The 26,377-nt window shown below is 63.4% G+C and carries 27 protein-coding genes; 14 read left to right on the top strand and 13 right to left on the bottom strand.

What is annotated here, in order from left to right; translation table 11 throughout:
- Window position 1: 1 nt before the first annotated feature.
- Window positions 2-421, bottom strand: coding sequence for a lysozyme inhibitor LprI family protein (locus AC56QX_RS08735; protein ID WP_497115278.1), 420 nt, complete (start codon window positions 419-421; stop codon window positions 2-4).
- 230 nt (window positions 422-651) lie between these two features.
- Here AC56QX_RS08735 and ykgO point away from each other — a divergent pair, with 230 nt between their 5' ends.
- The 4 genes from ykgO (at window position 652) to AC56QX_RS08715 (ending at window position 3,182) form a co-directional block, all read left to right on the top strand.
- On the top strand, window positions 652-777 hold the full coding sequence (gene ykgO / locus AC56QX_RS08730) for a type B 50S ribosomal protein L36 (protein WP_006327841.1): 126 nt from the start codon (window positions 652-654) through the stop codon (window positions 775-777).
- A gap of 109 nt (window positions 778-886) precedes the next feature.
- Window positions 887-1,495 carry a tetratricopeptide repeat protein gene (locus AC56QX_RS08725; RefSeq protein ID WP_497115276.1) on the top strand — a complete coding sequence of 203 codons (609 nt, stop codon included), beginning with the start codon at window positions 887-889 and terminating at the stop codon, window positions 1,493-1,495.
- Between the two features lie 118 nt (window positions 1,496-1,613).
- Complete coding sequence (locus AC56QX_RS08720) at window positions 1,614-2,681, top strand: alpha/beta fold hydrolase (RefSeq protein WP_497115275.1); 1,068 nt, start codon at window positions 1,614-1,616, stop codon at window positions 2,679-2,681.
- 6 nt (window positions 2,682-2,687) lie between these two features.
- The gene (locus AC56QX_RS08715) at window positions 2,688-3,182 is read left to right on the top strand and encodes a hypothetical protein (protein WP_497115273.1); all 495 of its coding nucleotides are present in this window, start codon (window positions 2,688-2,690) and stop codon (window positions 3,180-3,182) included.
- Between the two features lie 41 nt (window positions 3,183-3,223).
- Here the strand turns inward: AC56QX_RS08715 and pyk are convergent, their stop codons facing one another.
- Window positions 3,224-4,660, bottom strand: coding sequence for a pyruvate kinase (pyk, locus tag AC56QX_RS08710; protein WP_497115271.1), 1,437 nt, complete (start codon window positions 4,658-4,660; stop codon window positions 3,224-3,226).
- Window positions 4,657-5,103 carry a DUF1036 domain-containing protein gene (locus AC56QX_RS08705; protein WP_497115269.1) on the bottom strand — a complete coding sequence of 149 codons (447 nt, stop codon included), beginning with the start codon at window positions 5,101-5,103 and terminating at the stop codon, window positions 4,657-4,659. Before AC56QX_RS08705 ends, pyk begins: the two co-directional genes overlap by 4 nt.
- Window positions 5,104-5,392: 289 nt before the next feature.
- On the opposite strand from AC56QX_RS08705, the gene AC56QX_RS08700 reads away from it, so the two are divergent.
- The 3 genes from AC56QX_RS08700 to AC56QX_RS08690 all read left to right on the top strand — a co-directional run bounded on the left by AC56QX_RS08700 (window position 5,393) and on the right by AC56QX_RS08690 (window position 7,819).
- Window positions 5,393-6,190, top strand: coding sequence for an N-formylglutamate amidohydrolase (locus tag AC56QX_RS08700; RefSeq protein ID WP_497115267.1), 798 nt, complete (start codon window positions 5,393-5,395; stop codon window positions 6,188-6,190).
- Window positions 6,191-6,201: 11 nt separating this feature from the next.
- A complete protein-coding gene (locus AC56QX_RS08695; protein ID WP_497115265.1) occupies window positions 6,202-6,510 on the top strand; it encodes a DUF1244 domain-containing protein in 309 nt (102 codons plus the stop codon).
- A gap of 133 nt (window positions 6,511-6,643) precedes the next feature.
- On the top strand, window positions 6,644-7,819 hold the full coding sequence (locus AC56QX_RS08690; protein WP_497115263.1) for an MFS transporter: 1,176 nt from the start codon (window positions 6,644-6,646) through the stop codon (window positions 7,817-7,819).
- Here the strand turns inward: AC56QX_RS08690 and AC56QX_RS08685 are convergent.
- Window positions 7,783-8,691, bottom strand: coding sequence for a LysR family transcriptional regulator (locus tag AC56QX_RS08685; RefSeq protein WP_497115261.1), 909 nt, complete (start codon window positions 8,689-8,691; stop codon window positions 7,783-7,785). The genes AC56QX_RS08690 and AC56QX_RS08685 overlap by 37 nt on opposite strands.
- A 115-nt stretch (window positions 8,692-8,806) precedes the next feature.
- Here AC56QX_RS08685 and AC56QX_RS08680 point away from each other — a divergent pair, with 115 nt between their 5' ends.
- On the top strand, window positions 8,807-9,763 hold the full coding sequence (locus AC56QX_RS08680) for an SDR family oxidoreductase (protein WP_497115259.1): 957 nt from the start codon (window positions 8,807-8,809) through the stop codon (window positions 9,761-9,763).
- A 43-nt stretch (window positions 9,764-9,806) separates the two neighbouring features.
- Here the strand turns inward: AC56QX_RS08680 and AC56QX_RS08675 are convergent, their stop codons facing one another.
- The 5 genes from AC56QX_RS08675 to AC56QX_RS08655 all read right to left on the bottom strand — a co-directional run bounded on the left by AC56QX_RS08675 (window position 9,807) and on the right by AC56QX_RS08655 (window position 17,822).
- On the bottom strand, window positions 9,807-9,965 hold the full coding sequence (locus tag AC56QX_RS08675) for a DUF3309 family protein (RefSeq protein WP_497115258.1): 159 nt from the start codon (window positions 9,963-9,965) through the stop codon (window positions 9,807-9,809).
- 114 nt (window positions 9,966-10,079) lie between these two features.
- The gene (locus tag AC56QX_RS08670; RefSeq protein ID WP_497115256.1) at window positions 10,080-13,256 is read right to left on the bottom strand and encodes an efflux RND transporter permease subunit; all 3,177 of its coding nucleotides are present in this window, start codon (window positions 13,254-13,256) and stop codon (window positions 10,080-10,082) included.
- Window positions 13,257-13,329: 73 nt separating this feature from the next.
- Window positions 13,330-14,505, bottom strand: coding sequence for an efflux RND transporter periplasmic adaptor subunit (locus tag AC56QX_RS08665; protein WP_497115254.1), 1,176 nt, complete (start codon window positions 14,503-14,505; stop codon window positions 13,330-13,332).
- Between the two features lie 890 nt (window positions 14,506-15,395).
- Window positions 15,396-16,526, bottom strand: coding sequence for a patatin-like phospholipase family protein (locus tag AC56QX_RS08660; RefSeq protein ID WP_497115252.1), 1,131 nt, complete (start codon window positions 16,524-16,526; stop codon window positions 15,396-15,398).
- Window positions 16,527-16,733: 207 nt separating this feature from the next.
- On the bottom strand, window positions 16,734-17,822 hold the full coding sequence (locus AC56QX_RS08655; protein ID WP_497115250.1) for a citrate synthase/methylcitrate synthase: 1,089 nt from the start codon (window positions 17,820-17,822) through the stop codon (window positions 16,734-16,736).
- Between the two features lie 93 nt (window positions 17,823-17,915).
- Here AC56QX_RS08655 and AC56QX_RS08650 point away from each other — a divergent pair, with 93 nt between their 5' ends.
- Window positions 17,916-19,058, top strand: a complete 1,143-nt coding sequence (locus AC56QX_RS08650) for a citrate/2-methylcitrate synthase (RefSeq protein WP_497115248.1) — start codon at window positions 17,916-17,918, stop codon at window positions 19,056-19,058.
- A gap of 22 nt (window positions 19,059-19,080) precedes the next feature.
- Here the strand turns inward: AC56QX_RS08650 and ftrA are convergent, their stop codons facing one another.
- Window positions 19,081-20,073: a transcriptional regulator FtrA gene (ftrA, locus tag AC56QX_RS08645; protein ID WP_497115246.1), complete on the bottom strand. Its 993-nt coding sequence runs from the start codon at window positions 20,071-20,073 to the stop codon at window positions 19,081-19,083.
- 86 nt (window positions 20,074-20,159) lie between these two features.
- Between ftrA and AC56QX_RS08640 the strand changes: the two genes are divergently transcribed.
- Both AC56QX_RS08640 and AC56QX_RS08635 read left to right on the top strand, forming a co-directional pair.
- Window positions 20,160-20,579 carry a rhodanese-like domain-containing protein gene (locus AC56QX_RS08640; protein WP_497115244.1) on the top strand — a complete coding sequence of 140 codons (420 nt, stop codon included), beginning with the start codon at window positions 20,160-20,162 and terminating at the stop codon, window positions 20,577-20,579.
- A 65-nt stretch (window positions 20,580-20,644) separates the two neighbouring features.
- Complete coding sequence (locus AC56QX_RS08635) at window positions 20,645-21,106, top strand: GNAT family N-acetyltransferase (RefSeq protein WP_497115243.1); 462 nt, start codon at window positions 20,645-20,647, stop codon at window positions 21,104-21,106.
- Window positions 21,107-21,149: 43 nt separating this feature from the next.
- On the opposite strand, the gene phaR is transcribed toward AC56QX_RS08635, so the two are convergent.
- Window positions 21,150-21,758: a polyhydroxyalkanoate synthesis repressor PhaR gene (gene phaR / locus AC56QX_RS08630; protein ID WP_497115242.1), complete on the bottom strand. Its 609-nt coding sequence runs from the start codon at window positions 21,756-21,758 to the stop codon at window positions 21,150-21,152.
- Window positions 21,759-22,061: 303 nt separating this feature from the next.
- On the opposite strand from phaR, the gene AC56QX_RS08625 reads away from it, so the two are divergent.
- Both AC56QX_RS08625 and phbB read left to right on the top strand, forming a co-directional pair.
- Window positions 22,062-23,246 carry an acetyl-CoA C-acetyltransferase gene (locus AC56QX_RS08625; protein WP_497115241.1) on the top strand — a complete coding sequence of 395 codons (1,185 nt, stop codon included), beginning with the start codon at window positions 22,062-22,064 and terminating at the stop codon, window positions 23,244-23,246.
- An 88-nt stretch (window positions 23,247-23,334) separates the two neighbouring features.
- Window positions 23,335-24,060, top strand: a complete 726-nt coding sequence (phbB, locus tag AC56QX_RS08620; RefSeq protein ID WP_497115239.1) for an acetoacetyl-CoA reductase — start codon at window positions 23,335-23,337, stop codon at window positions 24,058-24,060.
- Window positions 24,061-24,108: 48 nt separating this feature from the next.
- On the opposite strand, the gene AC56QX_RS08615 is transcribed toward phbB, so the two are convergent.
- The gene (locus AC56QX_RS08615) at window positions 24,109-24,684 is read right to left on the bottom strand and encodes an FAD-dependent oxidoreductase (protein WP_497115237.1); all 576 of its coding nucleotides are present in this window, start codon (window positions 24,682-24,684) and stop codon (window positions 24,109-24,111) included.
- Window positions 24,677-25,360, bottom strand: coding sequence for an FAD-dependent oxidoreductase (locus tag AC56QX_RS08610; protein ID WP_497115235.1), 684 nt, complete (start codon window positions 25,358-25,360; stop codon window positions 24,677-24,679). The genes AC56QX_RS08615 and AC56QX_RS08610 overlap by 8 nt, the downstream gene beginning before the upstream one ends.
- An 84-nt stretch (window positions 25,361-25,444) precedes the next feature.
- On the opposite strand from AC56QX_RS08610, the gene AC56QX_RS08605 reads away from it, so the two are divergent.
- The gene (locus tag AC56QX_RS08605; protein WP_497115233.1) at window positions 25,445-26,026 is read left to right on the top strand and encodes a TetR/AcrR family transcriptional regulator; all 582 of its coding nucleotides are present in this window, start codon (window positions 25,445-25,447) and stop codon (window positions 26,024-26,026) included.
- Window positions 26,027-26,377 lie beyond the last annotated feature (351 nt).

Raw genomic sequence — 26,377 nt, 5'->3', positions numbered from 1 at the left:
CCTATTGCACCTCGTCGCTGTCCTCGTCGGAATTGGCGCAGCTCGCATCGCCTTCCTCGCAATTGGCTGACGCGGCGAGCTGCTTGATGCGCTCATTGGTCAGCCTGGTCAGGCATTGTGAAACCTCCATCGCGTGGATGGAGCCGCCGGCGCTGGCGGCGGTGGTGTGCGCGCATTCGGCGTCACGGAAGGCGATCCAGGCACGCTGTGCCGCCTGCAGCAATCTCTTGGCATCGGCATCGTCGGAGCCGATCAGGTTCTGATAGGCCGCATTGAGCTTGGCGTCGGCGGCCTGGTAGTCCTCGCCGGCACAGATGTTCATCATCTGCTGGCTGTCGTCGGAGCGATCGCATTCCTGTGCGCGGGCAACCGAAGCTCCCGCCAACAGGACGAGGCAGGCAGACAGCAATATTCGGCGCATCGTCGTCCCCAAATCACTTGAAATACAAGGCATCATCCCAGCCGGCCCATGGCCGCGCAATGCCGCGCGGCCGACATGGCGGATATTTGATGATATGGGGTTGTGGAGCACGCTTGCGGTTGACAGGGACAAGGCTCCTCGTTTATGAGCCACCCCAGTTGAAAAGGCGCGTCTTCTGGCGCGCCTTAAAATTTCGACCCGGGACCGGGTCCACACCGACAGGCAAGACCATGAAGATCAAGAATTCGCTTAAGGCGCTGAAGGCGCGTCATCGCGACAACCAGCTGGTTCGCCGCAAGGGCCGCGTTTACATCATCAACAAGACCGCCCCGCGTTACAAGGCGCGCCAGGGCTGAGCTTTAGGCCGGAGGCTTTTTGCCTCCGCCCATTGATGTTTGTCGGCCTGCCGACCCTCTCACGCTAAAATCACTTTGCTGTTCCGCCGCCCGGGACTAGGATCGGGCGATGCGGATTCTTTTTGCATTTTTGACAGCTCTGCTTGTTTCCGGCGCCACAAGCTTGCCGGCCAGAGCCGCGGACGATCAGCCGGCAGCGCCGGCCACCCCGGACGCTCCAGCCGCGCCGATGACGAAACAGGCCCGGCTCGACAAGCTGTTCTCCGACCTCAAACGCGAACGCAACGAAAAGGCCGCCGAACGCATCGCCGGTAACATCTGGAGCGAATGGTTCCAGTCCGGCAGCGCGTCCATCGACCTGATGATGCTGTGGTCGCAAAAGGCGATGGACAACCAGAAATTCGACGTCGCGCTCGATTTCCTCGACCAGGTGGTGACCTTGCAGCCAGGCTACGCCGAGGGCTGGAACCGTCGCGCCACTGTGCATTTCATGATGAAGAACTACGGTAAGTCGATGTCCGACATCGACCGCACGCTGCAGCTCGAGCCGCGCCATTTCGGTGCGCTGTCGGGTCTGGCGCAGATCATGGCACTGACCGGCCACAAGCAGTCGGCGCTCGAGGCCTGGCAAAAGGTGCTGGCCATCTATCCGATGATGCGCAGCGCCCAGGACCAGGTCGCCACGCTGTCGGAAGAGCTTGCCGGCGAAGGAATTTGATCCCTGAAGGCAGTAAGGCAGCAGGGGTATTGAGGAACACATCTCCTACTGCCCTACTGCCCTACTGCCCTACTGCCCTCCCCCAAAACTAATCCCGTCCCACCCCGTATCTCCCCGCATGAACCTGATCTACGCCGCGCTCGCCTTCCTTTTCGCACTTGTCTTCACCCTGGTCGGCGTTACCCGCGTCGGCTCGTGGCTGATCGAGCGCCGCTATCAGCCTACCGGTGAATTCGCCGACATCGGCGGCGCGCACATCCACTATGTCCACATCCCCGCCCCGGCCAATGCGGACCTGCCGCCGATCGTCTTCATCCATGGCGCCAGCGCCAACCTCCGGGATCAGATGCTGCCGCTGCGGCCGCTGCTCGAAGGCCGCGCCGAAATGCTGTTCTTCGACCGGCCGGGCTTTGGCTGGTCCGGGCGCGGGCCTGGCAACAACGAGGACCCGTTGGCGCAGGCCAACACCATCGCCGCTCTGATGGACCGTCTCGGCATCAAGAAGGCGATCATCGTCGGCCATTCCTTCGGCGGCGTGGTGACGGCGGCGTTCGGCCGCGAGCATGCCGACAAGACGCTCGGTCTCGTCTTCCTGGCGCCGGCAACCCATCCCTGGCCGGGCGGCGCGACGTCCTGGTACTACGACCTGACCACCATTCCGGTGATCGGCCGGCTGTTTTCCGAGACACTGACCTATCCGGCCGGAACGCTGCAGATGGCCGATGCCACAACCTGCGTGTTCTCGCCCAACAAGGTGCCGGACAATTATCTCAACACGGCCGCGATCCCGCTGGTGCTGCGGCCGCCGGCCTTTCGCGCCAACGCCACCGACGTTGCCGGGCTCTATGCCTATGCGCTTGGCGCCGCATCGCACTACAACCAGATCACCGCGCCGACCGTCGTCATCTCCGGTGACCGCGACAAGGTCGTCTACGCGCATATCCATTCCGTTGGCCTGGTGCGCGACATAGCAGGCACCGAACTCGTCTGGGTGCACAATCTCGGCCACAAGCCGGACTGGATCGCCCCCGACCTCGTCGTCGGTGCCATCGAGAAGGTCGCCGGCAGGGATGTCGATCTGGAGGCGATGGCCAGGACAGTGGAAGCGCGGATCGCCGGCGACACCTATGGCGCCGGCAAATGCGCCGACCTCAAAGTCCCTGAAGCCGAACTCGCCCCGACCTGACAGGGCATGTATGTCCTGAAGCACGGCATCAAGAAAAACCCTGAAAAATTCTGGGTGCTGCCGGACCGCATCTTCTTCGGTTACGGCGCCTGTCCCATCCTCGCGGGTACCTTCCTCAAATACCCTCCCATGGACGGATTTTACGGCGAGCGGATCATTCCGGGCGGGGATTTTTCCGGAAACCATATCTTTGTGACGAACGGCGTGATCGCCTTCGACTACCACGGCTATTCCATCCGTGAGCGGCTTCTGGAACACCATCGAAGAGGATGGGCTTCGCACAGCGCCGGTTGGCACTGCACGCTGGAAAGGGTCGATTTCGATCTGCTCGATACCGCCGAACTCAATCGGAGAAAGATGCGAGGTCCGGATCAGTATCTATGGGACCCTGTCCCGCGCGCTGTTCGGTTCCTTGGGCGCATAGAGCACGCGAAAACCGCGGCAAGAGTGCTTGCAATTGCAACGGGTCCGAGCAGTTCGGCCCCTGACGCGCAGACTTGAAGCGCGACGCGCTTCAAGTCGATGTTTGGAGCAGACCGGGCTTAGTGGCCGGCCTGCGCTTCCGAGCCGATATAGGCGATGCGCAGCATGTTGGTCGAGCCGGGCGTCCTCAGCGGCACACCGGCAGTGATGATAACGCGGTCACCCGGCTTGCCGAAGCCTTCTTCCAGCGCGATGCGGCACGCGCGATTGACCATGTCGTCGAGGTCGATGGCATCGGGCGAGACGACGCAATGCGTGCCCCACAAAAGCGACAGCCGCCGCGCCGTGTTGAGGATCGGCGACAGCGCGATGATGGGCACCTGCGGCCGTTCGCGCGCGGCGCGCAGGCCGGTGGTGCCGGACGCCGTGTAGGTGATGATCGCCGCCAGCTTCAGGGTTTCGGCGATCTCGCGGGCAGCCAGTGAAATGGCGTCGGCGCCGGTCGCCTCTGGTTCGGAGCGCTGCGCGTTGATGATGCCGGCATAGGTCGGGTCGGTTTCGACCTTGGCGGCGATGCGGTTCATCATCGCCACGGCCTCGACCGGATAGGCACCGGCAGCCGATTCCGCTGACAGCATGATGGCGTCGGCGCCCTCGAAGACGGCGATCGAGACGTCGGAGACTTCAGCGCGCGTCGGCACCGGTGCGGTGATCATCGATTCCAGCATCTGCGTGGCGACCACCACCGGCTTGCCGGCGCGGCGCGCGGCGCGCGTGATCTGCTTCTGAATGCCGGGAACGGCTTCGAGCGGCATTTCGACACCGAGATCGCCGCGGGCGACCATCAGCGCATCGGACAGTTCGATGATCTCGGCCAGCCGGGCAACGGCCTGCGGCTTTTCGATCTTGGCCATGATCAGCGCCCGGCCGCGCGCGATCTTGCGCGCCTCGGCCAGATCTTCCGGCCGCTGCACGAAGGACAGCGCGACCCAGTCGACGCCCGTGGCGAGCACCGCGTCAAGGTCCTTGCGGTCCTTCTCGGTCAGCGCGCCGACTGGCAGATCGGTATCGGGCAGGCTGACGCCCTTCTTGTCGGAAATCGTGGTGCCGGCGACAACCGTGCAGACGATCGACTTGCCGTCGCTCTTGACCGCCTTCAGTTCGAGCTTGCCGTCATCGATCAAAAGACGGTGACCAGGCTCGACCGAACTCAGGATTTCCGGATGCGGCAGATAGACCCTGGCCGACGTGCCGGGCTCCGGATTGTCGTCGAGCGTAAAGGTCTGGCCTTGTGTCAGCACTTCCTTGCCATTGGCGAACTTGCCGACGCGCAGCTTGGGGCCCTGCAGGTCGGCGAGAATGCCGATAGGCCGGCCAACCTTTTCCTCGACGGCGCGGATGCGGCCGACCAGCGTGCGCATCAGTTCGTGATCGGTATGGCTCATATTGATGCGGAACACATCGGCGCCCGCTTCGAACAATTTCTTCAGCATCTCCTCGGAAGAGGAGGCCGGACCGATTGTGGCTAGAATCTTGACCTTGCGGCTGCGTCTCATTGACTGTTGGTTCCCGGGGCGGCTGGAGCGCCTCCCGTTGCGGGCTCGTCGGTCAGCTGGACCATCCAGCTTGCCTGTTCGCCCGTGTCATATTCCTGAAATCCGGCGCGCTGAAAGCCCCGGGCGACGCAGTCGTTTACGCCGGCGATCTTGAACTCTTTTTCAGCCACGCACATGTTGATCGGGCCGTCCCAGCGTCCACCGCGCTCAGCGTCTTCTGCATAAAGATAGTAAAACCTTGATGACAGCGGTCCTTCGATCAACGTCTTGCAGCTCGATCCTTCGATGTGCCACCAGCCTTCGGTGATCCAGCCGGCCTTGGCCCGATAGCCGATGCCGACGCCGACCAGGTTCTGCGTGGCGTTGCAGACGCGGAAATCGGCGCGCGCCGGCGAGGCCATGACCATCGCCGAAAGGCCGACGGTCAAGGTCAGGAACGGCATGGCAAAGGCAGAGCGCATGCGCTGCCTGCCAGCGGACCTCATCCCAAAACCCCTCAACAACCACATCAGCATCTCTCTGCGCCCCTTTTCGGAAAAGTCCGGGCGCATGTCAACGCGCCGTTTTGTCCAATTCCAATCGATTTAGGAAGGCTCCCGGGCGCACTATCCGTCGCCCTGCGCCAGATTTCCCGGGAAACCTTGGCCAAACAACGGCATTGCACACGCGTCGTCTTCGTGGAATGACGATAGCACCCTCCCCGGAAGCCAGCGAACAGGCCATTTCCCGCCAATGACCCGATCCACAGTTTTCGCGCCTTTCGACATTGTCGAGGGCGACCGCAAGCGGGGCATCGTGCTTCTGGCCGATCATGCCCGCCGCGACCTGCCCGACGACTATGGCAGCCTCGGCCTGCCCGCAGCGGAGTTCGACCGCCACATCGCCTATGATATCGGCGTCGAAGCGGTGACGCGCGAACTCGCCGCCTCTCTCGGCGTGCCGGCGCTGATCGCCAATTTTTCACGACTGTTGATCGATCCCAATCGCGGCGAGGACGATCCGACGCTCATTCGCCAGCTCTATGACGGCACCGTCGTGCCGGGAAACTATCCCATGGCGCCGGAGGAACGCGAAAGGCGGCTCGACCGCTTCTACCGGCCCTATCACGACGCCGTCGGCGCCATGATCGCTTCCGTCGCGCAGGCTTCCGGCCAGGCGCCCTTCATCTTCTCGGTGCATTCCTTCACACCGGTCATGCAGGGCAGGCAGCGCCCGTGGCATGTCGGCATTCTCTGGGATCTGGACGACCGGGTAGCGCGGCCGCTGATCGATATGCTGGCCGAGGACAAGAAACTCATCGTCGGCGACAATGAGCCCTATGACGGCGCACTGCGCGGCGACACCATGTTCAAACACGCTATCGTCAATGGCTATGCCCACGCGCTGATCGAGATCCGCCAGGATTTGATTTCGGACCAGAAGGGCGCACTCGACTGGGCCGAGCGTCTGGCGCCGATCGTTGACGCGATCGACCGCCGTCCCGATATACATGTCGTGAAGATGTTCGGCTCGCGCACCGGGCCGTTATGACGGAGGTTTCGATGACCGAACTCAGCGACGAGCAGAAGCGCGACTTCGAAGCAGCCGCCTTTCGCCGGCTCGTCGAGCATCTCAGGGAACGCAACGACGTGCAGAACATCGACCTGATGAACCTCGCCGGCTTCTGCCGCAACTGCCTGTCGAACTGGTATCGCGATGCGGCCAATGCCGAGGGCGTCGATCTCTCCAAAGACCAGTCGCGCGAGATCGTCTACGGCATGCCTTATGCTGAATGGCAGGCGCTCAACCAGACCGAGGCGTCGGATGCCAAGAAGGCGGAATTCGAGGCAAGACGGCCGAAGGACCACTAGGTCCTCCATCGGCCCACCGTCGATCGCTTCAAGCCTGTGTTTGGTCCAAGCACTTCCTCGAGCGCGGTTCTTGACTACAAATTGAATCGATCTAATTTGCCGCGCAAAGCCACTTTCGGACCGGATTCGCCTTATGAACGCGCAAAGCGCCATTCAGACTGCCATTCGCGGGCGATGGGCCGTGGCGGCCATTTTCCTCGCCAATGGCTTCCTGACCGGCAGCTGGGCGCCGCAGATTCCGGTGTTCCTGACCCGGCTCGACATTTCGAAATTCACGCTCGGCCTGTTGATCCTTTTGTTCGGCGCCGGCGCGGTCACCGCCATGACCTGGTGCGGCCACCTGATCTCGAGGCACGGCTCGCGCACCGTGCTGCGCTGGTTCGGCCTATGCGGCAGCCTCGGCCTGCTGGTCGTGGCGCTGGCGCCCAACGTGCCGCTGGCCGCCATCGCCATGTTCATCTTCGGCGGCTCGATCGGCGGCATGGATGTCGCCATGAATGCCAATGCGGTGGTGGTTGAGCGAAAATTGTCCCGCGCGATCATGTCGTCCTCGCACGGCTTCTGGAGCCTCGGCGGTTTCGCCGGCGGCGCGCTTGGCGGCTTCGCCATCCAGCACTACGGCCACCTCGCCCACGCCGCGGTGGTGACCGTGCTTGCCTTCGCCGCGATCGCGATGGCGGTCGGGTATCTTGTCGCCGAGGACAGGCCGCAGGCGGCCGAGCATCATAAATTCACGCTGCCGGCAAACCCGCTGGTCTACCTGATCGGCCTGATGGCGCTGCTGACGATGATCTCCGAAGGCGCGGTGCTCGACTGGGCGGCACTGTATCTCAGGCAGGAACTTGGCGCCGACCTTGCCGTCGCCGGTCTTGCCTACGCCGCCTTTTCCGGCGTCATGGCGATCATGCGCTTTTTCGGCGACGGCGTGCGCAACCGTTTTGGCGCGGTGACGACCCTGCGCGGCTCGGCCATTGTCGCCGCCGCCGGCATGCTGGTCGCCGGCCTGTCGCCATCACCCTGGCTCGCCATCGCGGCCTTTGCGCTTTGCGGCTTCGGCATCGCCAACATGGTGCCGATCCTGTTTTCGGCCGGGGGCAACCAGGAAGGCATGTCGTCGGGCACCGGCATGAGCGTCGTCACCACCATGGGCTATTCCGGCATTCTGGTCGCGCCGTCGGCGATCGGCTTCGTCGCTGAACATTCCAGCTTTGGGCCGATCTTCATCGCCATGTCGGTGCTGCTGATCGTCGTCTTGCTGATGGCGGGCCTCGCTCACCGCGCCGAATTCGCCGCCGCCCCCGCCGAATAGCGTTTCAGTTCCTCGTGGAGAAAATCCGCCACGCGGCGGATGCGCACGCTGCTGCGCACGTCGCGATGCATGGCCAGCCACACCGGCAGGCTTGGCAGCGGCAGGCCGGGCAGCACCTTCTCCACCAGCGGATCGCGGTCGGCCAGCGGCTCCTGGCCAAGGCCAATGCCGTTTCCCGTCCGCACCGCCTCCCACAGAACGATCTGGTTGTCGGCCCTGAAGCGGAAACTGCTTCGGGTGACCGGGAGGCCGAATTGCGTAAAACCCCGGATCATCTCGTCGCTGCGATCGAAGCCGATCAGCGGGTGATCGACGAGGTCGGCCGGCCCGAGCGGGCGGCCGCGCCGATCAAGGTAGGAAATGGCCGCGCAGGCGCAGAGCGAGATGTCGCAGACCTTGCGCGCCACCAGTTCGTTCTGTCCTGGCTTGACCATGCGGATGGCGATGTCGGCGTCCCGGCGCAGCAGGTTCTCGACCTGGTTCGAGGCAACGATCTCGACCTCGATGCCGGGTTCCTCGATGCCGAGCCGCGCCATCATGTCGGGCAGCACATAGGCCGCCACCACTTCGCTGGCAGCGATACGCACCGTACCTTCAATTGCTTCGACCGAACCCAGCGCCAGCCGTGAAAAAGCACTCGCCTGCTCGCTGACCGCCTTGCCGCGCTCAAACAGCGTGGCGCCGGCTTCGGTCAGCGCATAGCCGCTCCGCCCACGCCGGAACAGCGTGACGCCGAGCGCCTGTTCCAGCTCGCCGATGTGACGGCCAAGCGTCGGCTGGCTGGCCGACAGCTTTCGCGCCGCAGCCGACAGGCTGCCGGTTTCCGCCACCGTGACGAAGCTCTTGATCAGGTTCCAGTCGATGTCAGTCATTCAATAATGAATATCAAACCTGCATTTGTGGTCAATTTCAATTCATCGATGAGGCAATCATATTCGCCCGGCAAACACCGACACGGACTGCAACCACCAACCAGGAGAACCCAAAATGACCAAGATCGCAATTCTCGGCGCCAATGGCCGGCTCGGCCGCGTGGTTGCCAAAGCCTTCATCGACGCCGGCTTCGACGTCCGCGCCGTCACCCGCAACGGCAAGGTGCCGGCCGAACTCGAAGGCGCCACCGCGGTTGCCGGAGATGCGCTGGACCGCCAGTCCCTGATCCGCGCCACCGAAGGTGTCGACATCATCTTCAATGGCCTCAACCCGATCTACACCGACTGGGGCAAATGCCTGCCGATGGCCGAAAACGTCATGGCTGCCTGCCATGCCAATGACGCGCTGCATCTCTTCCCCGGCACCGTCTACAATTACGGCTCGCCGATGCCGGCGGTGATCACGGAGGACACGCCATTCCGCCCAACGACCGAGAAGGGCCGCATCCGCTGCGCCATGGAGGATCTGTTCCGCCGCGAGGCCGACGCGGGTCGGGTGCGCACCATTGTGCTGCGCGCCGGCGATTTCTTCGGCGGCACCGGCAGCGGCTCCTGGTTCGACCTGGTCGTCGCCGCCAAGATGAGCAAGGGCATCTACACCGCGCCTGGCCCGGCCGATCTGGTGCATGAATGGGCCTACCTGCCGGACTTCGCGGTGGGCTTCGTCGCGCTGGTCAGGAATCTCGACAAGCTCGGCTCCTATGAGGCGCTGAACTTTCCGGGTCATGCGGCCACAGACCTGCAGATCAAGGCCGCTGCCGAGAAGGCGCTCGGTCAGCCACTCAAGATGACTTCGATGCCCTGGTGGGTGCTGCGTGCCGGCAGCCCGTTCGTGGCGATGTGGCGCGAGATCGTCTCGATGTCCTATCTGCGCTTCGAGCCGCACCAACTGGCCTCGACACGGCTGGAAGGCATCATCGGCGAGATCCCGCACACGCCGCTCGATCAGGCTGTCGCCCAAGCCCTCGAGGACATCGGTATCGCCACCGTGAAGGGTAAGAAAGCTGCCTGAGTCAAGCCGGCGGGCCATGCCCGCCACGCACCGAGAAGGCGGCTCAGAGCCGCCCCACCAAAAGCAACACCACGATCCCTACCAGCACCACGCCGACAATGCCCGAAGGTCCATAACCCCACGAGCGTGAATGCGGCCAGGCCGGCACAGCACCGATGAGGACAAGGATCAGGACGACGATGACGAGAGTGCTGACCGGCATGAGACATTCCCCGCGTTTTGCCGAGACAATGCTTCGCATTGCTCGTGCAGGGACAATGCAAAAGGCCGCCCGGTTGTTCCGGACGGCCTTTGCCAGTCAGATTGGCAAGCCGGCCTACTCGGCGGCTTTTGGAAAGGCGATGGCGGGTTCCGCACCGGCATCCACCGTCGACGCATCCGATGAGATCTCGCCCTTGCCACGCCGGAACAGCCGGCTGAACAGACCGCGTCGTGCGCCGGGCTTGACCTTGGCACGGGTGAACACCATCAGCATCGACGGCGTCACCACGAGCGTCAGCACGGTGGCGAAGGACAGGCCGAAGACGATCGCCGAGGACAGCGAAATCCACCACTGCGTTGATGGCGCGTTGATCGTCGTCTCGTGATGGAAGATTTCCAGCCCCAGGCCGAAGGCGATCGGCAGCACGCCGAGAATGGCCGACACCGCCGTCAGCACCACCGGTCGCGCGCGCTCGCGGCAGGTCTGCAGCACGGCCTCCATCTTGTCCCAGCCCTCTTCGCGCAGCCGGTCATAGGTGTCGATCAGCACGATGTTGTTGTTCACCACCACACCGGCCAGCGCGATGACGCCAATGCCTGACATGACGATGCCGAACGTCTCGCCTGTTATCAGCAGCCCGAGGAACACGCCGATCGTCGCCATGACGACGCAGGACAGCACCAGCCAGACGCTGGTGAACTTGTTGAACTGCGCCAGCAGCACCAGGAAGATCAGGAAGATCGCCGCACCGAAGGCCTTGCTGAGGAAGGCGCTGGCCTCGGCGCTGTCCTCGTTCGAGCCGGCCAGCTTCCAGCGGATGCCGCTGCCGAGATTCATGTCGGTGACGGCCTGGGTGACCTCCTGCTGAACGGCGGCGACCTGGGCACCGGCAGCGACGTTGGCCTGCACCACCACGGTGCGGGCGCCGTCGATGCGGTTGAGGATGCCGACGCTCGGCTTGGCCTTGCGGACGACGAAGTTGGAGATCGGCACCGATCCTTGCGAGGTCTGCACCCTGAGCTCGTCGAGCGTCGACAGCGTGCGCCGGTCCTCCGGCAAACGCAGGCGGATGTCGACGGCCTTGTCGGCGCCGGCGGGCCGGTATTCCGAGAGTTTCAGACCGTTGGTGACGAGCTGCACCACCGTTCCAACCGAAGTCGGGCTGATGCCATATTGCGCTGCCTTGGCGCGGTCGACCTCGAGTGCCCAGTCGACGCCGGGCGGCGGCAAGCCATCGGAAATGTCGATGACGCCGGGCACCTTGGCGATGCGCGCCGCCACCGCACGCGCCTTCTCGTCCAATCCCTTGGGATCGATGGCCGAAAGCCTGATCTGGATCGGCTTGCCTGTCGGCGGACCAGCCTCCGGCACGCGGACCTCGACGTCGACGCCGGGAATCCCGGCCATGACGCCACGCAGATCGTTGAGGATATCGTTCGCCGATTTGCGCTCGCGCCAGTCGATGAACTCGTACTGGATGACGCCGACGACGTCTTCGGGCACATCCTGGCCGCCGCCGTCGGATTTGCCGACGCGGGTATAGACCGACTTCACGCCTGGCCAGCCAAGCAGCCGGTTTTCGGCAATCTTGGTCGCCGTGTCCATTTCGGCCAGCGAAAGGTTGCCGCGGGCGTGCACATAGAGCAGGCCGTAGTCGGGCTCGACACTCGGGAAGAACTCGACGCCGGCGCCATACTTCGAATAGCCAACGAAGATGCCGGCCAGCAAGACGACGGTAAGCACCATCACGGTGATGGGGAAGCGCACCGCCTGCTTGACGACCGCCATGTACCAGCCGTCGCGATTGTCATCCTCGTGATGCTCCGGCGCCTTGGCGAAGATCGCGCCCAGCGTCGGCGCGAAGACCAGCGCGTAGAGCATCGAGGCCGACAGCGTGACGATCAGCGTGATCGGCATGTACTTCATGAAGTCGCCGATGATGCCGGGCCAGAACAGCAGCGGCGAGAAGGCGGCGATGCGCGTCATCGTCGCCGCGATGACGGGACCGGCCATGCGCTTGGCGGCAAGCGCGAAGGCTTCCTGCTTCGGCATGCCCTCGCTCATCCGTCGTTCGGCGAATTCGGTGACGATGATGGCGTCGTCGACCAGCATGCCGACCGCCAGAATGAGGCTGAACAGCACGATCATGTTGATCGTGTAGCCCATCATGGCGAGCAACAGGATGCCGATCAGGAAGGACGACGGGATGGCGAGACCAATGAGCAGCGAGGCGCGGCCCGACAGCGCGTACAGAATGACGATGAACACCAGGATGACGGCGATCATAACGTGGTTCTGCAGGTCGCCGAGCAACTGGTTGACGAAGACCGACTTGTCCTGCGTGTAGGTGACGTGCATCCCTTCTGGCATCGTCTTGACGAAGGTATCGGACACCTCCCTGACCTTCGTCAGCGTGTCGATCAGATTGGCGCCGATGCGCTTCTTGACTTCGATGGCGATGGCCGGCTTGCCGTTGAGGCGCGTGATCGTCGTGGCGTCGGCGAAGGTCGAGCGGATCGTCGCGATGTCCTTGGCCTGCACCACGGCATTGGGGCCGGCGACCACGGGGAGTGCCGCCACATCTTCGGGCGTCTCGATCAGTGACGGCACCTTGACGGCGTATTTGCCTTCCGAACCCTCGATGTTGCCGGCAGCGACAAGGCTGTTGGAAGCGCCGACGGCACCGATCAGCTGGTCGAGCTGCAAGCCGTAGGACGACAGCTTCATCGGATCGATGACGACTTCGACGAGATCGTCGCGCGAGCCCTGCAGCGAGCCTTCGAGAACGCCGGGCACCTCTTCGATGCGGTCACGCAGTTCGCGTGCGGCGGCGGCCAGCACGCGTTCGGGCAATTCGCCGGACAAGGTGACGACGAGCACCGGGAATTCGGAAATATTGACCTCGGTGACGACAGGCTCTTCGGCCGCCTGCGGCAGGTCGGCCTTGCCGTCCTGCACCTTGGAGCGCGTATCCTGCAGCGCGGTGGCCAGGTTTGTCTGCGGCTGGAACTCGACCAGTACGTAGCCGCCGCCCTGGAAGGCCGCAGAGCGCATTTCCTTGAGGCCCTTCAGGCTTTTCAGCTTGCTTTCCATCGGCCGCAGCAGAAGACGCTCGGAATCCTCCGGCGAAATGCCTTGATAGATCAGGCTGACATACATCATCGGAATCGGAACGTCGGGTTCCGCTTCCTTCGGCGTCGACTGATAGGCGACCCAGCCTGCAATCAGCAGGAAGACCAGAACCGAGATGGTCAGGCGGGCATTGTTGATTGCGAGTCTGACGATATCCATGACTTGTGCCTGCTGTTGATTTCGGCGAACGGACTGACGTCGCCGGGCAAGGCCCGGCGCCGGCGCCCCTGCGCTACTGCGTGCCGGCGGTGGCTTCGCCGATCAGCTTGTTGATGGTCGCCTGGTCGGCCTCGACCGGCTTGACCTCATCGCCTTCCTTCACCAGTTCCTGGCCGGCAACGATGATGCGCGCATCGGCCGGGATGCCGCCAAGCACGAGGCCGGTCGGCGTGTCATCGACAAGATCGATCGGGAAGAACGCCACCTTGTTGTCCTTGCCGACGGCGCGGATACCGAGATCGCCCTTGTCGCCGAGCGTCACCACTGAACGCGGCAGCAGGACCGCATCGGTCGGCAGCGCGCTGAGCTGGATTTCCGCCGTCATGCCGGCCGGCACCGAGCCGTCGGCATTGGGGATGGCAACCTCGACACGGAAGGTGCGGGTCGCCGACGACGCGTCGCGGCTGATATAGCGCACGGTGCCTTGGACGGTCTGGCCGCTGACCAGCCGAACGCTGGCCTTGTCACCGATCTTGAGATAGCCGAGGTCGCGCTCGCTAATCTCGCCGCGCGCGATCACCGGATCGAGCTTGAGGATGGTCGCCACCTCGCCGCCCTGCATGACGGAGCTGCCGAGTTCCACCGGGACCCGGTCAATGACGCCGTCGAAAGGCGCCTTGACCTCATTGCGGTCGAGCTCGGCCTGCGCGGTATCCAGCTGTGACTGCGCCAGGGTCAGATTGGAGCGGGCGGTATCGAGCTGCAGCTTGGGCAAATTGCCTGATTTCATCAGCCGCAGCGACGCGTCCAGCTCGGCCTGGCGCTGCGCGACAAGCTGCTTGGCATTGTCGACCATCGAGATCTTTTCCTCGGCGGCCAGCATCAACACCAGATCGCCGGTCTTGACGTGATCGCCTTGCTTGACCGGCAGCTTATCGATGACGCCGGCGACGCGGGTTGCGAGCACGGCGCGCTTGTCGGCCTCGGTCAGCCCGGAAATGCGGATGGCGCGCGCATAGGTCTTGCGTGGCGGCGTCACCACCGCGACGGTGCGCAGCGGCGCCTTCGGTTCGGCTTCCACAGTCTTCGGCTTGCTCGCGTCCGGCGCCTTGCCTTGCTCGACTTCGGCTGCCTTGGCCTTGTTGGCCGCTACGCTGCCGACCGACGAGAATTCGCCTGTCGCCATCCACGCCCCGAAACCAATGAGCACAACAATGGCTGCAAGCTTGTGAAACCTGATTTTAGGCATCGTCGTTTTTCCACTGCGGGTTCGGCCAGCACCGCGCCTTCATGACGCGGGCGCGTCGCCGATATGGGTGCGCGCCTGACCGTGTTCAATTTGCCGTGATCGGCGTGCGCGCTTCTACATCAAAGTTGCACCGCAATATAGTCCGAAAGTTGCAGCAGCATTGCGTAGCCGGGCAAGGTGTGGCCGCCGCGAAACTCTTTTCGATTTGCTAAAATACCGGTTCAGCGGACTTACAGCCGGCTGATGATCTGCCCTCCCAAGACCAGTCCCGAAACGACCGATCCGTCATTGCTGACAGGCAGCGTGTTGCTCGTCGATCCAGCCACCATCGACCGCCGGATTGCTTACCCGGATGCGGATTTTGACCGACGGGCCAGATCATTTTCGGTCAACGAATGACATCAAGTCCCGGCGACGTGACGATTGACCAATGCATTGGGATTGCTCGGGAAATGGCAAGATGCGCCAATCAGGCGAGGATTGCCCGAGGCCGCTTTGTTGACATGGAACCCGGCGCCGGGAGCGTTGGTACCCACGGCACTGGGACGTCTGGGATCGACGTGGCCCGCCGGTTCGCGAGGTGACGCGAGCACGGTGCGGCTGCGGAAACCCAGGCCATTTTCCCTGTCAATTCGCAGGACAGGCGTCGATCGTTCCGCTCGTGATTTTCCAGCAACACCGTGCGACAGCGCTCGGCATCGCGGGAATGTTGGTGGCAGCAGGCGTCAGCATGATGAAGCATCCTCCACACGCGAAGGTTGTCACCTTGCCGGATCGCCCTATCCGCTATTCCGATTTCCGGAAGACCTCGCTGATGGTCTTGATCGATCCGAGCATAGCCGGGCAGTGCCGGACGCAAATCGGCTATCGCTCCTTCTGCACCCGACGGCTCAGGCCCGGCGGCGCTCCGCCTCCGGGTTCTTGCGTGCTGCAAGAAACTCCTTGACCCGGCGGCCGGGTGCCGGCCCTCGCACCGGCTTGAAACCGTCGTCGAGTTCACCGGAGAGATCGAGCGTCGGCCGCTTGCCGACGGCGTCGTAATTCTCTTCCAGCCAGTCGCTGGCGGCGGTGCGGCCGAGATCTTTGAGATAGGTCAGGAACGCCCATTCGGCATTGACCTTCGATGATGCCGACAGGTCCTTGAACGCCTCGTCGGCATCGATGCGGTGCATACGGATGTCGCGGTATTCGCCATGCGGCAGCCGGCCGGCGGCGATCAGTTCCTTGACGAAGGCGATCGAGCGGAATTCGCGCAGCAGCCCGGCATTGAAGGTGATCTCGTCGATGCGGTTCTGGATCTCGTTGGCGCTCCTGGGCGTGCCTTCGCGCACCACCGGATTGATCTGCACCAAAAGCACATCCTCCGTTGCCGCCGTCTTGAAGAACGGGAACAGCGCCGGATTGCCGCCATAGCCGCCATCCCAATAGGGCACGCCCTTGATCTCGACGGCGCGGAACAGTTGCGGCAGGCAGGCCGAGGCCATCACAGTGTCGAGGTCGATCTCACCATCGGAAAACACCCGCAGCTGCCCGGTCTCGACATTGGTGGCGGAAATGAACAGTTCCATCGACTTGCAGGCGCGAACATTCTTGAAATCGATCTCCTGCGCAACGACGTCGCGCAGCGGATTGAGGCCGAGCGGATTGGCGACATAGGGCGAGAACACCCGTGACATGGTGTCGAAGAAGACGTAGCCCGGCGTGTTCTCGATCGACCAGTTGCCCCAGGCGACATCCCACGGCATGCGCTGCACCGGGCTGAACCGGCCCTTCGCCGCTACCGCGCGCCAGAAATCGTCGAGCTTCTTGCGTGCGCCCTCGACGCCGCCGCGCACAAAACCATCGGCCAGCGCAACCGCGTTCATGGCGCCAGCGCTGGTGCCGGACACCGCCGATATCTCCAGCCGTCCGTCCTCCAGCAGCCGATCGAGCACGCCCCAGGAAAAGGCGCCATGCGAGCCGCCGCCCTGAAGCGCGATGTTGATCTTCTTGTTTTCCTCCGCCTTGCCGTTCTTCGTCATGGCGTTCCTGTCATCCTGATGCGCCGGCCTGCCCCAACGTCATTGGAAGAAGCAGCTATCGCCGACCTATGTTGCAGTGCAGCATATAAGGGCGGACCAAGGCAAGAACACGAACACGGTCGCGTGATCACATGAAATTTCGGTCATGCTCAAAAGCCCCTCCGGTTCAGCGGAGGGGAGCCCAGTCTTTCGAAACAGGCAGGAAGCCTAGGCGACGAGGTCCGGCACCGGGCCGACATAACGCGATTGCGGACGGATCAGCCGTCCGGTCGTCTGCTGCTCGCGCGCATGCGCGATCCAGCCGGCAACGCGCCCGGCGGCGAAGACATTGCTGAAGGCTTGCGGCGGAAAACCCGCCGCTTCCAGCACCAGCGCGGTGTAGAACTCGACATTGGTCTGCAGCGCGCGCTGCGGCTTGGCGATCCGCAGCACCTCGAGCGCCGTCTGTTCGACCTTTTCGGCGAAGGCCAGCCGGCGGCCGGTTTCGCCTTCGCTGCCGAGCTGCCGCACCACCGCCTTCAGCACATCGGCGCGCGGATCACGCACGCGGTAGATGCGATGGCCGAAGCCCATGATGCGCCTGCCCTCAGCGATCTCGTCGCGCAGCCAGGCAGCGGCATCGCCATGCGCCTGGATGGCATCCAACATCTCAATCACCGGGCCGGGTGCGCCGCCATGCAGCGGCCCCTTGAGCGCACCGAGGCCTGCCAGCACCGACGATGTCAGGCCGGACAATGTCGAAGCCACAACACGGGTGGCGAAAGTCGAGGCGTTGAGGCCGTGGTCACAGACCGTCACCAGATAGGTGTCGAGCGCCTTTGCCAGTGCCGGCGACGGAACGGAACCCTTGAGCATCCGCAACATGTCGGCGGCATGACCCGCCTTGCCGTCCGGCGCGATCGGCTGCTCGCCACGCTGCAGGCGCAGCAAGGCGGGCGTCAGCACCGCCGGCGCCGCGATCAGCCGCAAGGCGTCCGTCAGCGTCTCGCCGTCCGGCAACAGGGCCATGCCGGCGCGCATGGCGCTGTAGATTTCGAGCGGCGCCAGCAAGGACAGCGAAGGCTGGAGCCGCTCGAACACCTCGACGCGCGCCTCACCCAGTTTCGCCGCCAGTTTGGCATCGCCAGGCAAATCCTCGAAGAAGCCATCCAGCAACAGGCGAACCACTTGCGGATAACTCCACAGTCCGGCCAACTCGGGCAGCGAATGACCGCGGATCGTCAGGCGGCCTCCCAGACCATCCACGTCGGACAGCACGGTTTCAGCCGCCACAACATCATCGAGCCCATTCGCCATAGTCTTGTCTCCTTGAAGCTTTTCCGGATCGGAGATAAGGCTGGGCGACACAAGCATCAATCTTGATCAATAGAATCAATATCAGAGCCAAAAATGTCCGAATGGCTGTCACGGGAAGAAGCGCTGGAGAGGCTCAAGGTCAGGCCGCAGACGCTCTACGCGTATGTCAGCCGCGGACGCATCGGCATGCGCCCGGACCGGGCCGATCCGCGCCGCAGCGAATATCGCGCCGACGATATCGCAGCACTCGCAACCCGCCGGGCGCGCGGACGCAGCCCCTCGGCGATCGCCGAAAGCGCCATTGCCTGGGGCGAGCCGTCGATCGTCACGGCGGTTTCGACCGTCTGGCACGGTCACCTCATCTATCGAGGTCGGGACGCCGCTGCGCTGTCCGACCATGCCACGCTGGAAGAAACCGCCGCTCTGCTTTGGGCCTTGTCTGAACCGGTGCGTTTCGAAGCGCCGCAGCCGGATGCGCCGCGCCAGACCGGCCGTGCCCCGGCCTTTGCGCAGCTTGCTTTGCTGGCCGGCCAGGGCCGGCCTTCGCTCGGCCGCAACGCCGCCTCGCTGTGCGCCGACGCCGCATGCGCGATCGGTGTGCTGGCCAGTGCCCTCGGTGCCGAGGCGGGGCCGGATCCGGTGCATCGGCGATTGGCGCGGGGCTGGTCGGTCGAAGATGGCGGCGCGGACGCGATCCGGCGTGCGCTTGTGCTGCTCGCCGATCACGAGCTCAACGCATCGACCTTCGCGGCCCGCGTCGCGGCCTCGACTGGAGCCTCACCCGCCGCTTGCCTGCTGGCGGGCCTGGCGACACTGTCCGGCCCACGCCATGGCGGCGCCGGCGAAGCCGTGATGCAGCTCGCCGAGGACGCGGCGCGGCACGGCGCCGATGCCGCGATCCGGCGCTGGCTCGGCCACGACCGGCCTTTGCCGGGCTTCGGCCACCAGCTCTATCCCGAGGGCGATCCCCGCGCCACGGCGCTTCTCGCAGCCATCGGCAACCCCGACGAAACCTTGCGGTCGCTGGAAACTGCAGCCATTGCCGCGACCGGCGCCCAGCCGAACATCGATTTTGCCCTGGCCGTGCTGACGCGCAGTCTTGGCTTGCCGCGCGATGCACCGTTCCATCTGTTCGCACTTGGACGCAGCGTCGGCTGGGCCGCGCATATGGTCGAACAGATCGTGAGCGGCAGCATCATCCGGCCGCGCGGCCGCTATGAGGGACTGTTGCCCTGACAGCGTATGAAGTCGCCAGCCATCAGGCGGGGTTGGTCCCGAACCGCGCCCGGTACGCGGCGGGCGTCGTGGCGAACTGCTGGCGGAAGTGATGCCGCAACGTCGCCGCCGCGCCAAATCCGGCGGTCTCGGCAATCCGCTCGATCGGCATATCAGTGTCTTCCAGAAGCGTGCGCGCCCGCGAAAGCCGTTCCGACAGCAGCCAGCGTGCCGGTGTGACGCCGGTTGCGGCCGCGAACCGGCGCAGAAATGTCCGCTCGCTCATCCCGGCCAGGCCGGCCAGGATGGCAACGGGATAGTCGGCGGAAATATCCGCGCGCATTCTGTCGATCAACGGCCCGAGCCGGCTGCGTTCGTGTGGCTCGGGAACGGAACTCTCGACATACTGCGCCTGGCCGCCGTCGCGATGCGGCGGCACGACCAGGCGGCGCGCCACCAAATTGGCCGCCTTGGTGCCGAAGTCGCGCCGCACCAGGTGCAGGCAAAGATCGATGCCCGCCGCGCTGCCGGCCGATGTCAGGACGTTTCCCTCATCGATGTACAAGACATCCGGGACCACCGTGATGTCGGGATACAGCTCCCTCAATCTCTCACTGTAGCGCCAATGCGTGGTTGCCTTTTTGCCTGAGAGCAGGCCGGCCGCGGCAAGCACGAAAACGCCCGAGCAGATGGACAGAATGCGTGCGCCCCGCGCGTTGGCCTTCCGAAGCGCCTCGATCAGCAAAGGCGGCACCGGAGCCTCTGCTCCGCGCCATCCAGGTACGATCACCGTGTCAGCCTGGCCGATCAGGTCCGTCCCGCCGTCGGCAATGATACGAACACCTCCCAAGGCGCGCATTTCACCGGCATCGATCCCGGCAACTGCAAAACGGTACCAATCTTCACCCATTTCCGGTCTGGGCAAGGCAAAGACTTCAACCACCACGCCAAACTCGAAGGTGCATAAGCCGTCATAGGCAATTGCAACGACAAGCGGATTGGCAGTGCGTGGATTGGCGGGCAACACATTTGGCATGATCTTGACGATATATGGCAAAGCTGCCAGCTGCAATCACCCTGCTTCGTGCTTTATCTCCGTCGCATCAGCATGGAGATACGAGAATGAGCTACGTGACAGACACTCCGGTGGCATCACCGGAAATCGCTCAGGACCACTTTTTGCGCCGGCTTTCCGTCGAGACCGACTGTTCCGACGTTGCCGCGACACTGCGCAGCGGCGAGTCGGATTTTGTCCTTCTGCATGTGGTCGGTTCGCCGGAAGCCTATGAACGCCGCCATGTACCCGGCGCGCTGCATCTGCCGCACCGCGAGATATCAGCGGAGCGGATGGCACAATGGCCGGCAGGGACGCTGTTCGTCGCCTATTGCGCCGGGCCGCATTGCAATGGCGCGGATCGGGCGGCTTTGAAACTGGCCAGCCTCGGCCTGCCGGTGAAGATCATGATCGGCGGCATAACCGGTTGGCAGGACGAAGAGCTTCCTTTCGCCTCGGGCAAGGAGCCTGGTGTTTTGCACGCCTGATCGTTGGCTGGCGCGCAAGCGTTTACGCGATATGGTCGACATTGAAGACACGGGAAAGCATGCAGATGGCGGCGATCACGGTTCGGCAGTTCGAGCAGCAAGATGTCGCCGCGGTGCTCGCGCTTATGCGGGCGCTGGCCGTCTTCGAGGGCTATGATGACAAGTTCCACCTCACCGAGGCAGACCTCATCACGCATGGGTTGGGACCATCGCCCCGGTTCGGCGTGTTCGTTGCGGAGCTGGAGGGCGTGGTCGTCGGCATCGCCGTCCACTACCTCATCCCGTGGACCTACGACCTGAAGCCGGTTGTGTGGCTGAAGGAACTCTACGTGGCCGAGACGGCGCGCGGCATGTCGGTCGGCCATGCCCTTGTGAAACGGCTCCGCGACCATGCCATCGGCATCGGCGCATCCGCCATCAAGTGGACGGTGCTGCACTCCAACATGCCGGCCAAGGCTTTCTATCGCTCGCTTGGCGGGCGGGCTGACGAAATCTGGGAATTGTGGCAGATGCCGATCGACGGATAAGGCACGGCCGGGTTGGCCTGAGCACGCCTGACCGCTGCCCAGCTTACGACATCGTGTCGAGCTTGCGCTGCATGGCCGCGATCTGGCTCTTCAGCTCCTGAAGGTCGTCGGATTTTTCCGGCGTTTCCTTCTTGGCTGGCTCAGCCGGAGCCGCGGCCGGCGCGGAGCCAGCTGGCGGGAACGGCGTGAACAGCCGCATCGCGTTCTGGAACATTTCCATGTTTCGGCGCGTCTGTTCTTCCAGCGCCTTGATCGGCGTCGCGATCTTCATCACGTCCAGCGGCGACTTGCCGATGGCGCCCTTCATCTGCTCGCGGAAGCGCTCCTGCTCCTTGGAGAAGGCGATCATCGACTGTTCGAGGAAGCTCGGCACGATCATTTGCATCTGGTCGCCGTAGAAAGCGATCAGCTGGCGCAGGAACGGGATCGGCAGCATGTTCTGCCCATCCTTGTTCTCCAGTTCGAAAATGATCTGGGTCAGCACCGGATGCGTGATGTCGTCGCCGGTCTTGGCGTCCTGGACAGTGAACTCCTCGCCCTTCTTGACCATCTCGGCCAGATCCTCGAGCGTCACATAGGTGCTCGTCCCCGTATTATAGAGGCGGCGATTGGCGTATTTCTTGATAATGATCGGATCGTCTTTTGCGGCCATCTGCATCCTCCCCGGACACCGGCACGCCTGAGTAAGCAGCCGGTAACGATTGCGCCCTTTTTTGAGGATATGCGCAAAAGCCTCATAATTCCAAGCAGTTTGTGCAGTGCGGGATCACATAATGCTGCATAGCAGGCAAAATATGCTGCGCAGCAGCGGCCAGTCCGCGGGCGCAGCAATGCGCGACCTGCTTGCGGCGCATGGGCGCCATGCCGATTTCCGGTTTGACTTGGATCATGGAAAGGGCAAGAAAAGTCGCCAACAATGCCCAAAAACACGACAGCTCGAAGTCTGGAGAAGAAAATGTCCTCTGCCAATTCCATCGTTGTCGCCAGTGCCGCGCGCACGGCCGTCGGCTCCTTCAACGGTGCTTTCGCGGCCACCCCGGCGCATGAACTCGGCGCCGTCGTCATCAGGGAGCTTTTGTCGCGCGCCGGTGTCGAGGCCGCCGAGGTCGACGAGGTCATCCTCGGTCAGGTGCTGACCGCCGCTCAAGGGCAGAACCCGGCCCGCCAGGCCTCGATCATCGCCGGACTGCCCAAGGAAACCACCGCCTGGGGCCTCAACCAGGTTTGCGGCTCGGGCCTGCGCGCCATCGCGCTCGGCATGCAGCAGATCGCCACCGGTGACGCCAAGGTAATCATCGCCGGCGGCCAGGAATCGATGTCGCTGTCGCCGCACGCCGAGCATCTGCGCGCCGGGGTCAAGATGGGCGACTACAAGATGATCGACACCATGATCAAGGACGGGCTGTGGGATGCCTTCAACGGCTATCACATGGGCAACACAGCTGAAAATGTCGCCCGCCAGTTCCAGATCACCCGTGACGACCAGGACCAGTTCGCGCTTGCCTCGCAAAACAAGGCCGAGGCCGCGCAGAAAGCCGGCAAGTTCAAGGACGAGATCGTTGCCTTCACCATCAAGGGCAAGAAGGGCGACACCATTGTCGACCAGGACGAGTACATCCGCCACGGCGCCACCATCGATGCCATGACCAAGCTGAGGCCGGCCTTCGACAAGGACGGCACGGTGACCGCCGCCAACGCATCCGGCATCAATGATGGCGCCGCCGGTGCGCTGCTGATGAGCGAAGCGGAAGCCGCAAGGCGCGGCATCACCCCGCTGGCGCGCATCGCGTCCTGGGCAACCGCCGGCGTCGATCCGGCGATCATGGGCACCGGACCCATTCCCGCCTCGCGCAAGGCGTTGGAAAAGGCCGGCTGGTCGGTCGGAGATCTCGACCTGGTCGAAGCCAACGAGGCTTTCGCGGCGCAGGCCTGCGCCGTCAACAAGGACATGGGCTGGGATCCGTCGATCGTCAACGTCAATGGCGGCGCCATCGCCATCGGCCACCCGATCGGCGCCTCGGGCGCCCGCATCTTCAACACGCTGGTCTACGAGATGCGCCGTCGCGGCGCCAAGAAGGGCCTCGCCACCCTGTGCATCGGCGGCGGCATGGGCGTCGCCCTGTGCATCGAAGCACTCTGAAAAACATGAAGATGGGCGGCGCGAGCCGCCCGTTTCCTATCCAGTGCCTGCCAAGCCCGACAACAGGGTGATATCAAAGGGGAAATGCATGACCAAGGTTGCAATCGTCACGGGTGGATCGCGTGGCATCGGTGCGGCGATCTCGATCGCTTTGAAGAACGCCGGCTATTCGGTTGCCGCGAACTATGCCGGCAATGACGAGGCGGCGGCGAAGTTCAAGGCCGAAACCGGCATTCCGGTCTACAAATGGTCGGTTGCCGACTATGACGCTTGCGCCGCCGGCATCAAACAGGTCGAAGCCGACCTCGGCCCGGTCTCGGTTCTGGTCAACAATGCCGGCATCACCCGTGATGCCATGTTCCACAAGATCACCCGCGAGCAGTGGAAAGAGGTCATCGACACCAATTTGTCCGGTGTTTTCAACATGACGCACCCGCTGTGGAACGGCCTGCGCGAGCGCAAGTTCGGCCGCGTCATCACCATCTCCTCGATCAACGGCCAGAAGGGCCAGGCCGGCCAGGTCAACTACTCCGCCGCCAAGGCCGGCGACATCGGCTTCAGCAAAGCTCTCGCGCAAGAGGGGGCTCGCGTGGGCATCACCGTCAACGTTATCTGCCCCGGCTACATCGCCACCGAAATGGTCAAGGCGATCGACGAGAAGGTACTCAACGAGCGCATCATCCCGCAGATCCCGGTTGGCCGCCTTGGCGAACCGGAAGAGATCGCGCGCTGCGTCGTCTTCCTCGCTTCGGAGGATGCCGGCTTCATCACCGGCTCGACCATCACGGCCAATGGTGGCCAGTACTTCGCCTGAGGCTTCGCGACGCTCGGCAACCGCCTGGCCGCCTGACAATCGCGATTGTCAGGCGGCCAGTTTCAGCTGGGGTCCGGCTTCAGACTTGCTGGGCGCGACTGATCCCGGCCTGCCCGAAGGCGCCGGAAGCCGGGCCAGCGACGCCCGGCTTAGTCCTGACAGTTTCAGCGCGATGCGACGCTTCAGGAGCGGGCTGAGGTTCACCACGGACAGAGCCAGATTGCGCAGGAACCGCTTCACCGGATTGCGAGCAAGCGCCATGTCGGTCATCCTGCCCGCGAGGTCGAGGACCTCCTGAGCAGCCGGGCGGCGCAGCGTTTCATAAAGGTCGAGTTCCGACTCGGAACGAACGCCGTTCACCACATCGCCAAGCAATTGGCCAAGCACGACCGCATCGATGATGCCTGTGTTCATGCCTTGCCCACCCGCCGGGCTGTGGACATGGGCGGCATCGCCCATCAGGAACAGCCGGTCCTTGCGATAGGACCGGACCAGGCGATGATGAACGCGGAATCGCGAACTCCAGGTGATGCCAAGCACCCGGGCTCTCTTTGTTGTCGGTCCACGGCTGTCGAGCAGCGCCTGGATGTCGGCGACATCAGGTTTCTCCGGCGCCTCATCCATTGTCGCGACGACACGATAAGATCCGTCCGGAAGTGGCGCCACAACCACCAGTCCGGCCGGGGCAAAGAACAGCGACACCTTCTGTCGGCCCCACCGGCCAGTCGAGACGGACGTCTGCCAGCACAAACGAGCCGTCATAGGCCTCGCCGTCGAACTCGATGCCTGTCGACTTGCGTACCAAGCTCTGCATGCCGTCGGCACCGACGACGTAGCGGGCCGATATGATTTTCTCTTGGCCGTTTTCGACCACTGTCACCCGCGCGCCGTCACTGTCTTGAGCAAACGCCACAGCCTCGACTTCGCGATGAATGGTGCCGCCAAGTGCGGAGATCCGTTCGGCGAACACCTGCTCGGTCAGATTCTGCGGCAGCATCATCAAGTAAGGATATCTTGATGGGAGCTTGCCGAAATCGAGCTTGAGCAGCGCCCTGTTTCGGTCGCGTATGGCAAAATCTTTCAGCTTCACCGAAAGCTCGCTCAGCCGCTGCGTGACGCCGAGCGGTTCGAGCGATTCCAGTGTTTGCGCATGGATGACACCGGCGCGCGACGTCTGCAGGCCCTGCGCAAGCTTCTCGATGAGCACGTGATCGACACCGGCCTGGTGCAGTGCAATGGACAGCGCCATGCCGGTCGGACCAGCACCGATGATCAGGACTTCAGTTTTTTCGGGCAGCATTTTCCCACCTCCATTTATCAACAATCGTTGACTTTTTAGCGAACCGCATTGCATTTGTCAACAGGTGTTGGCATATGCATTTTCATGACCGAGAATCAGCCGAAAAAAATAACCAAGTCAGACCGTACACGGGCTCAAATCCTCGAAGCCGCGCGCCGACTTTTCGCCGAGCGCGGCTATGACGGCGCCTCCATCCGAGACGTTGCAGCACAGGCCTCGATCGATCCGGCGATGGTGATCCGTTATTTCCACAGCAAGGACGAGTTGTTCGCCAGGGCGGCAGTCGTGAACCTGCAACTGCCCGATCAGCGGATCGATCCAGCCGCTATCGGCGAAACGCTGATCAGGCGCTTTCTCGTGAACTGGGAAGGTCCGGCCAACGGGCCCGGCATGATAATCCTGCTGCGCTCGGCGGCTTCGAACGAGCACGCAGCCGACAAGGTCCGCGATGTCTTCGCCAACCAGGTGAGGCCCATGGTCGCTTCGATCGGTGACCCGGCGGATGCCGGCCGACGCGCCGGGCTGGTTGCCAGCCAGTTGCTGGGTCTCGCCACGTGCCGATACCTGCTACGGCTTGAGCCGGTGGTCGCGCTATCCCATGAAGACATCATCCGAAACATCGGCCCCGTATTGCAACGCTACGCTATGGGTCACGACGCGCATTGACTTTGGGGATGTGCCCCAATCCGGCACGCAAAGGTTAATGGCGGCAGCGCCGCCTGTGTGAACCATGTGGGCAAGCCTGTGAATTCTCGGTGGATAAGCTGTTCACAACACCAGATATTGGCGGAACAAAACGGGAAAATACCGCCGGCGCTGTTTTGTCTCCTATTCGTTCTGGCTTTGAGCGGAAGTTAACGCTAATGGCCCGGAATCGCCTGTAATCCTTTAACGCCCGGTTCAGAAAGATTAACAATTTCATTATCTTGGGCGACCAGCATCGCGCCGTCTCCCTCGTTTCCCGGCAAAGGTTAAGGGCTAAGCTCGCCCTGCATAAAACGGGCCAGTTCAGGGATT

Source organism: Mesorhizobium sp. RCAM 06353 (assembly GCF_059683585.1).
Note: the sequence above shows the minus strand (reverse complement) of the source record. Positions and strands in the feature narration are given on the sequence as shown.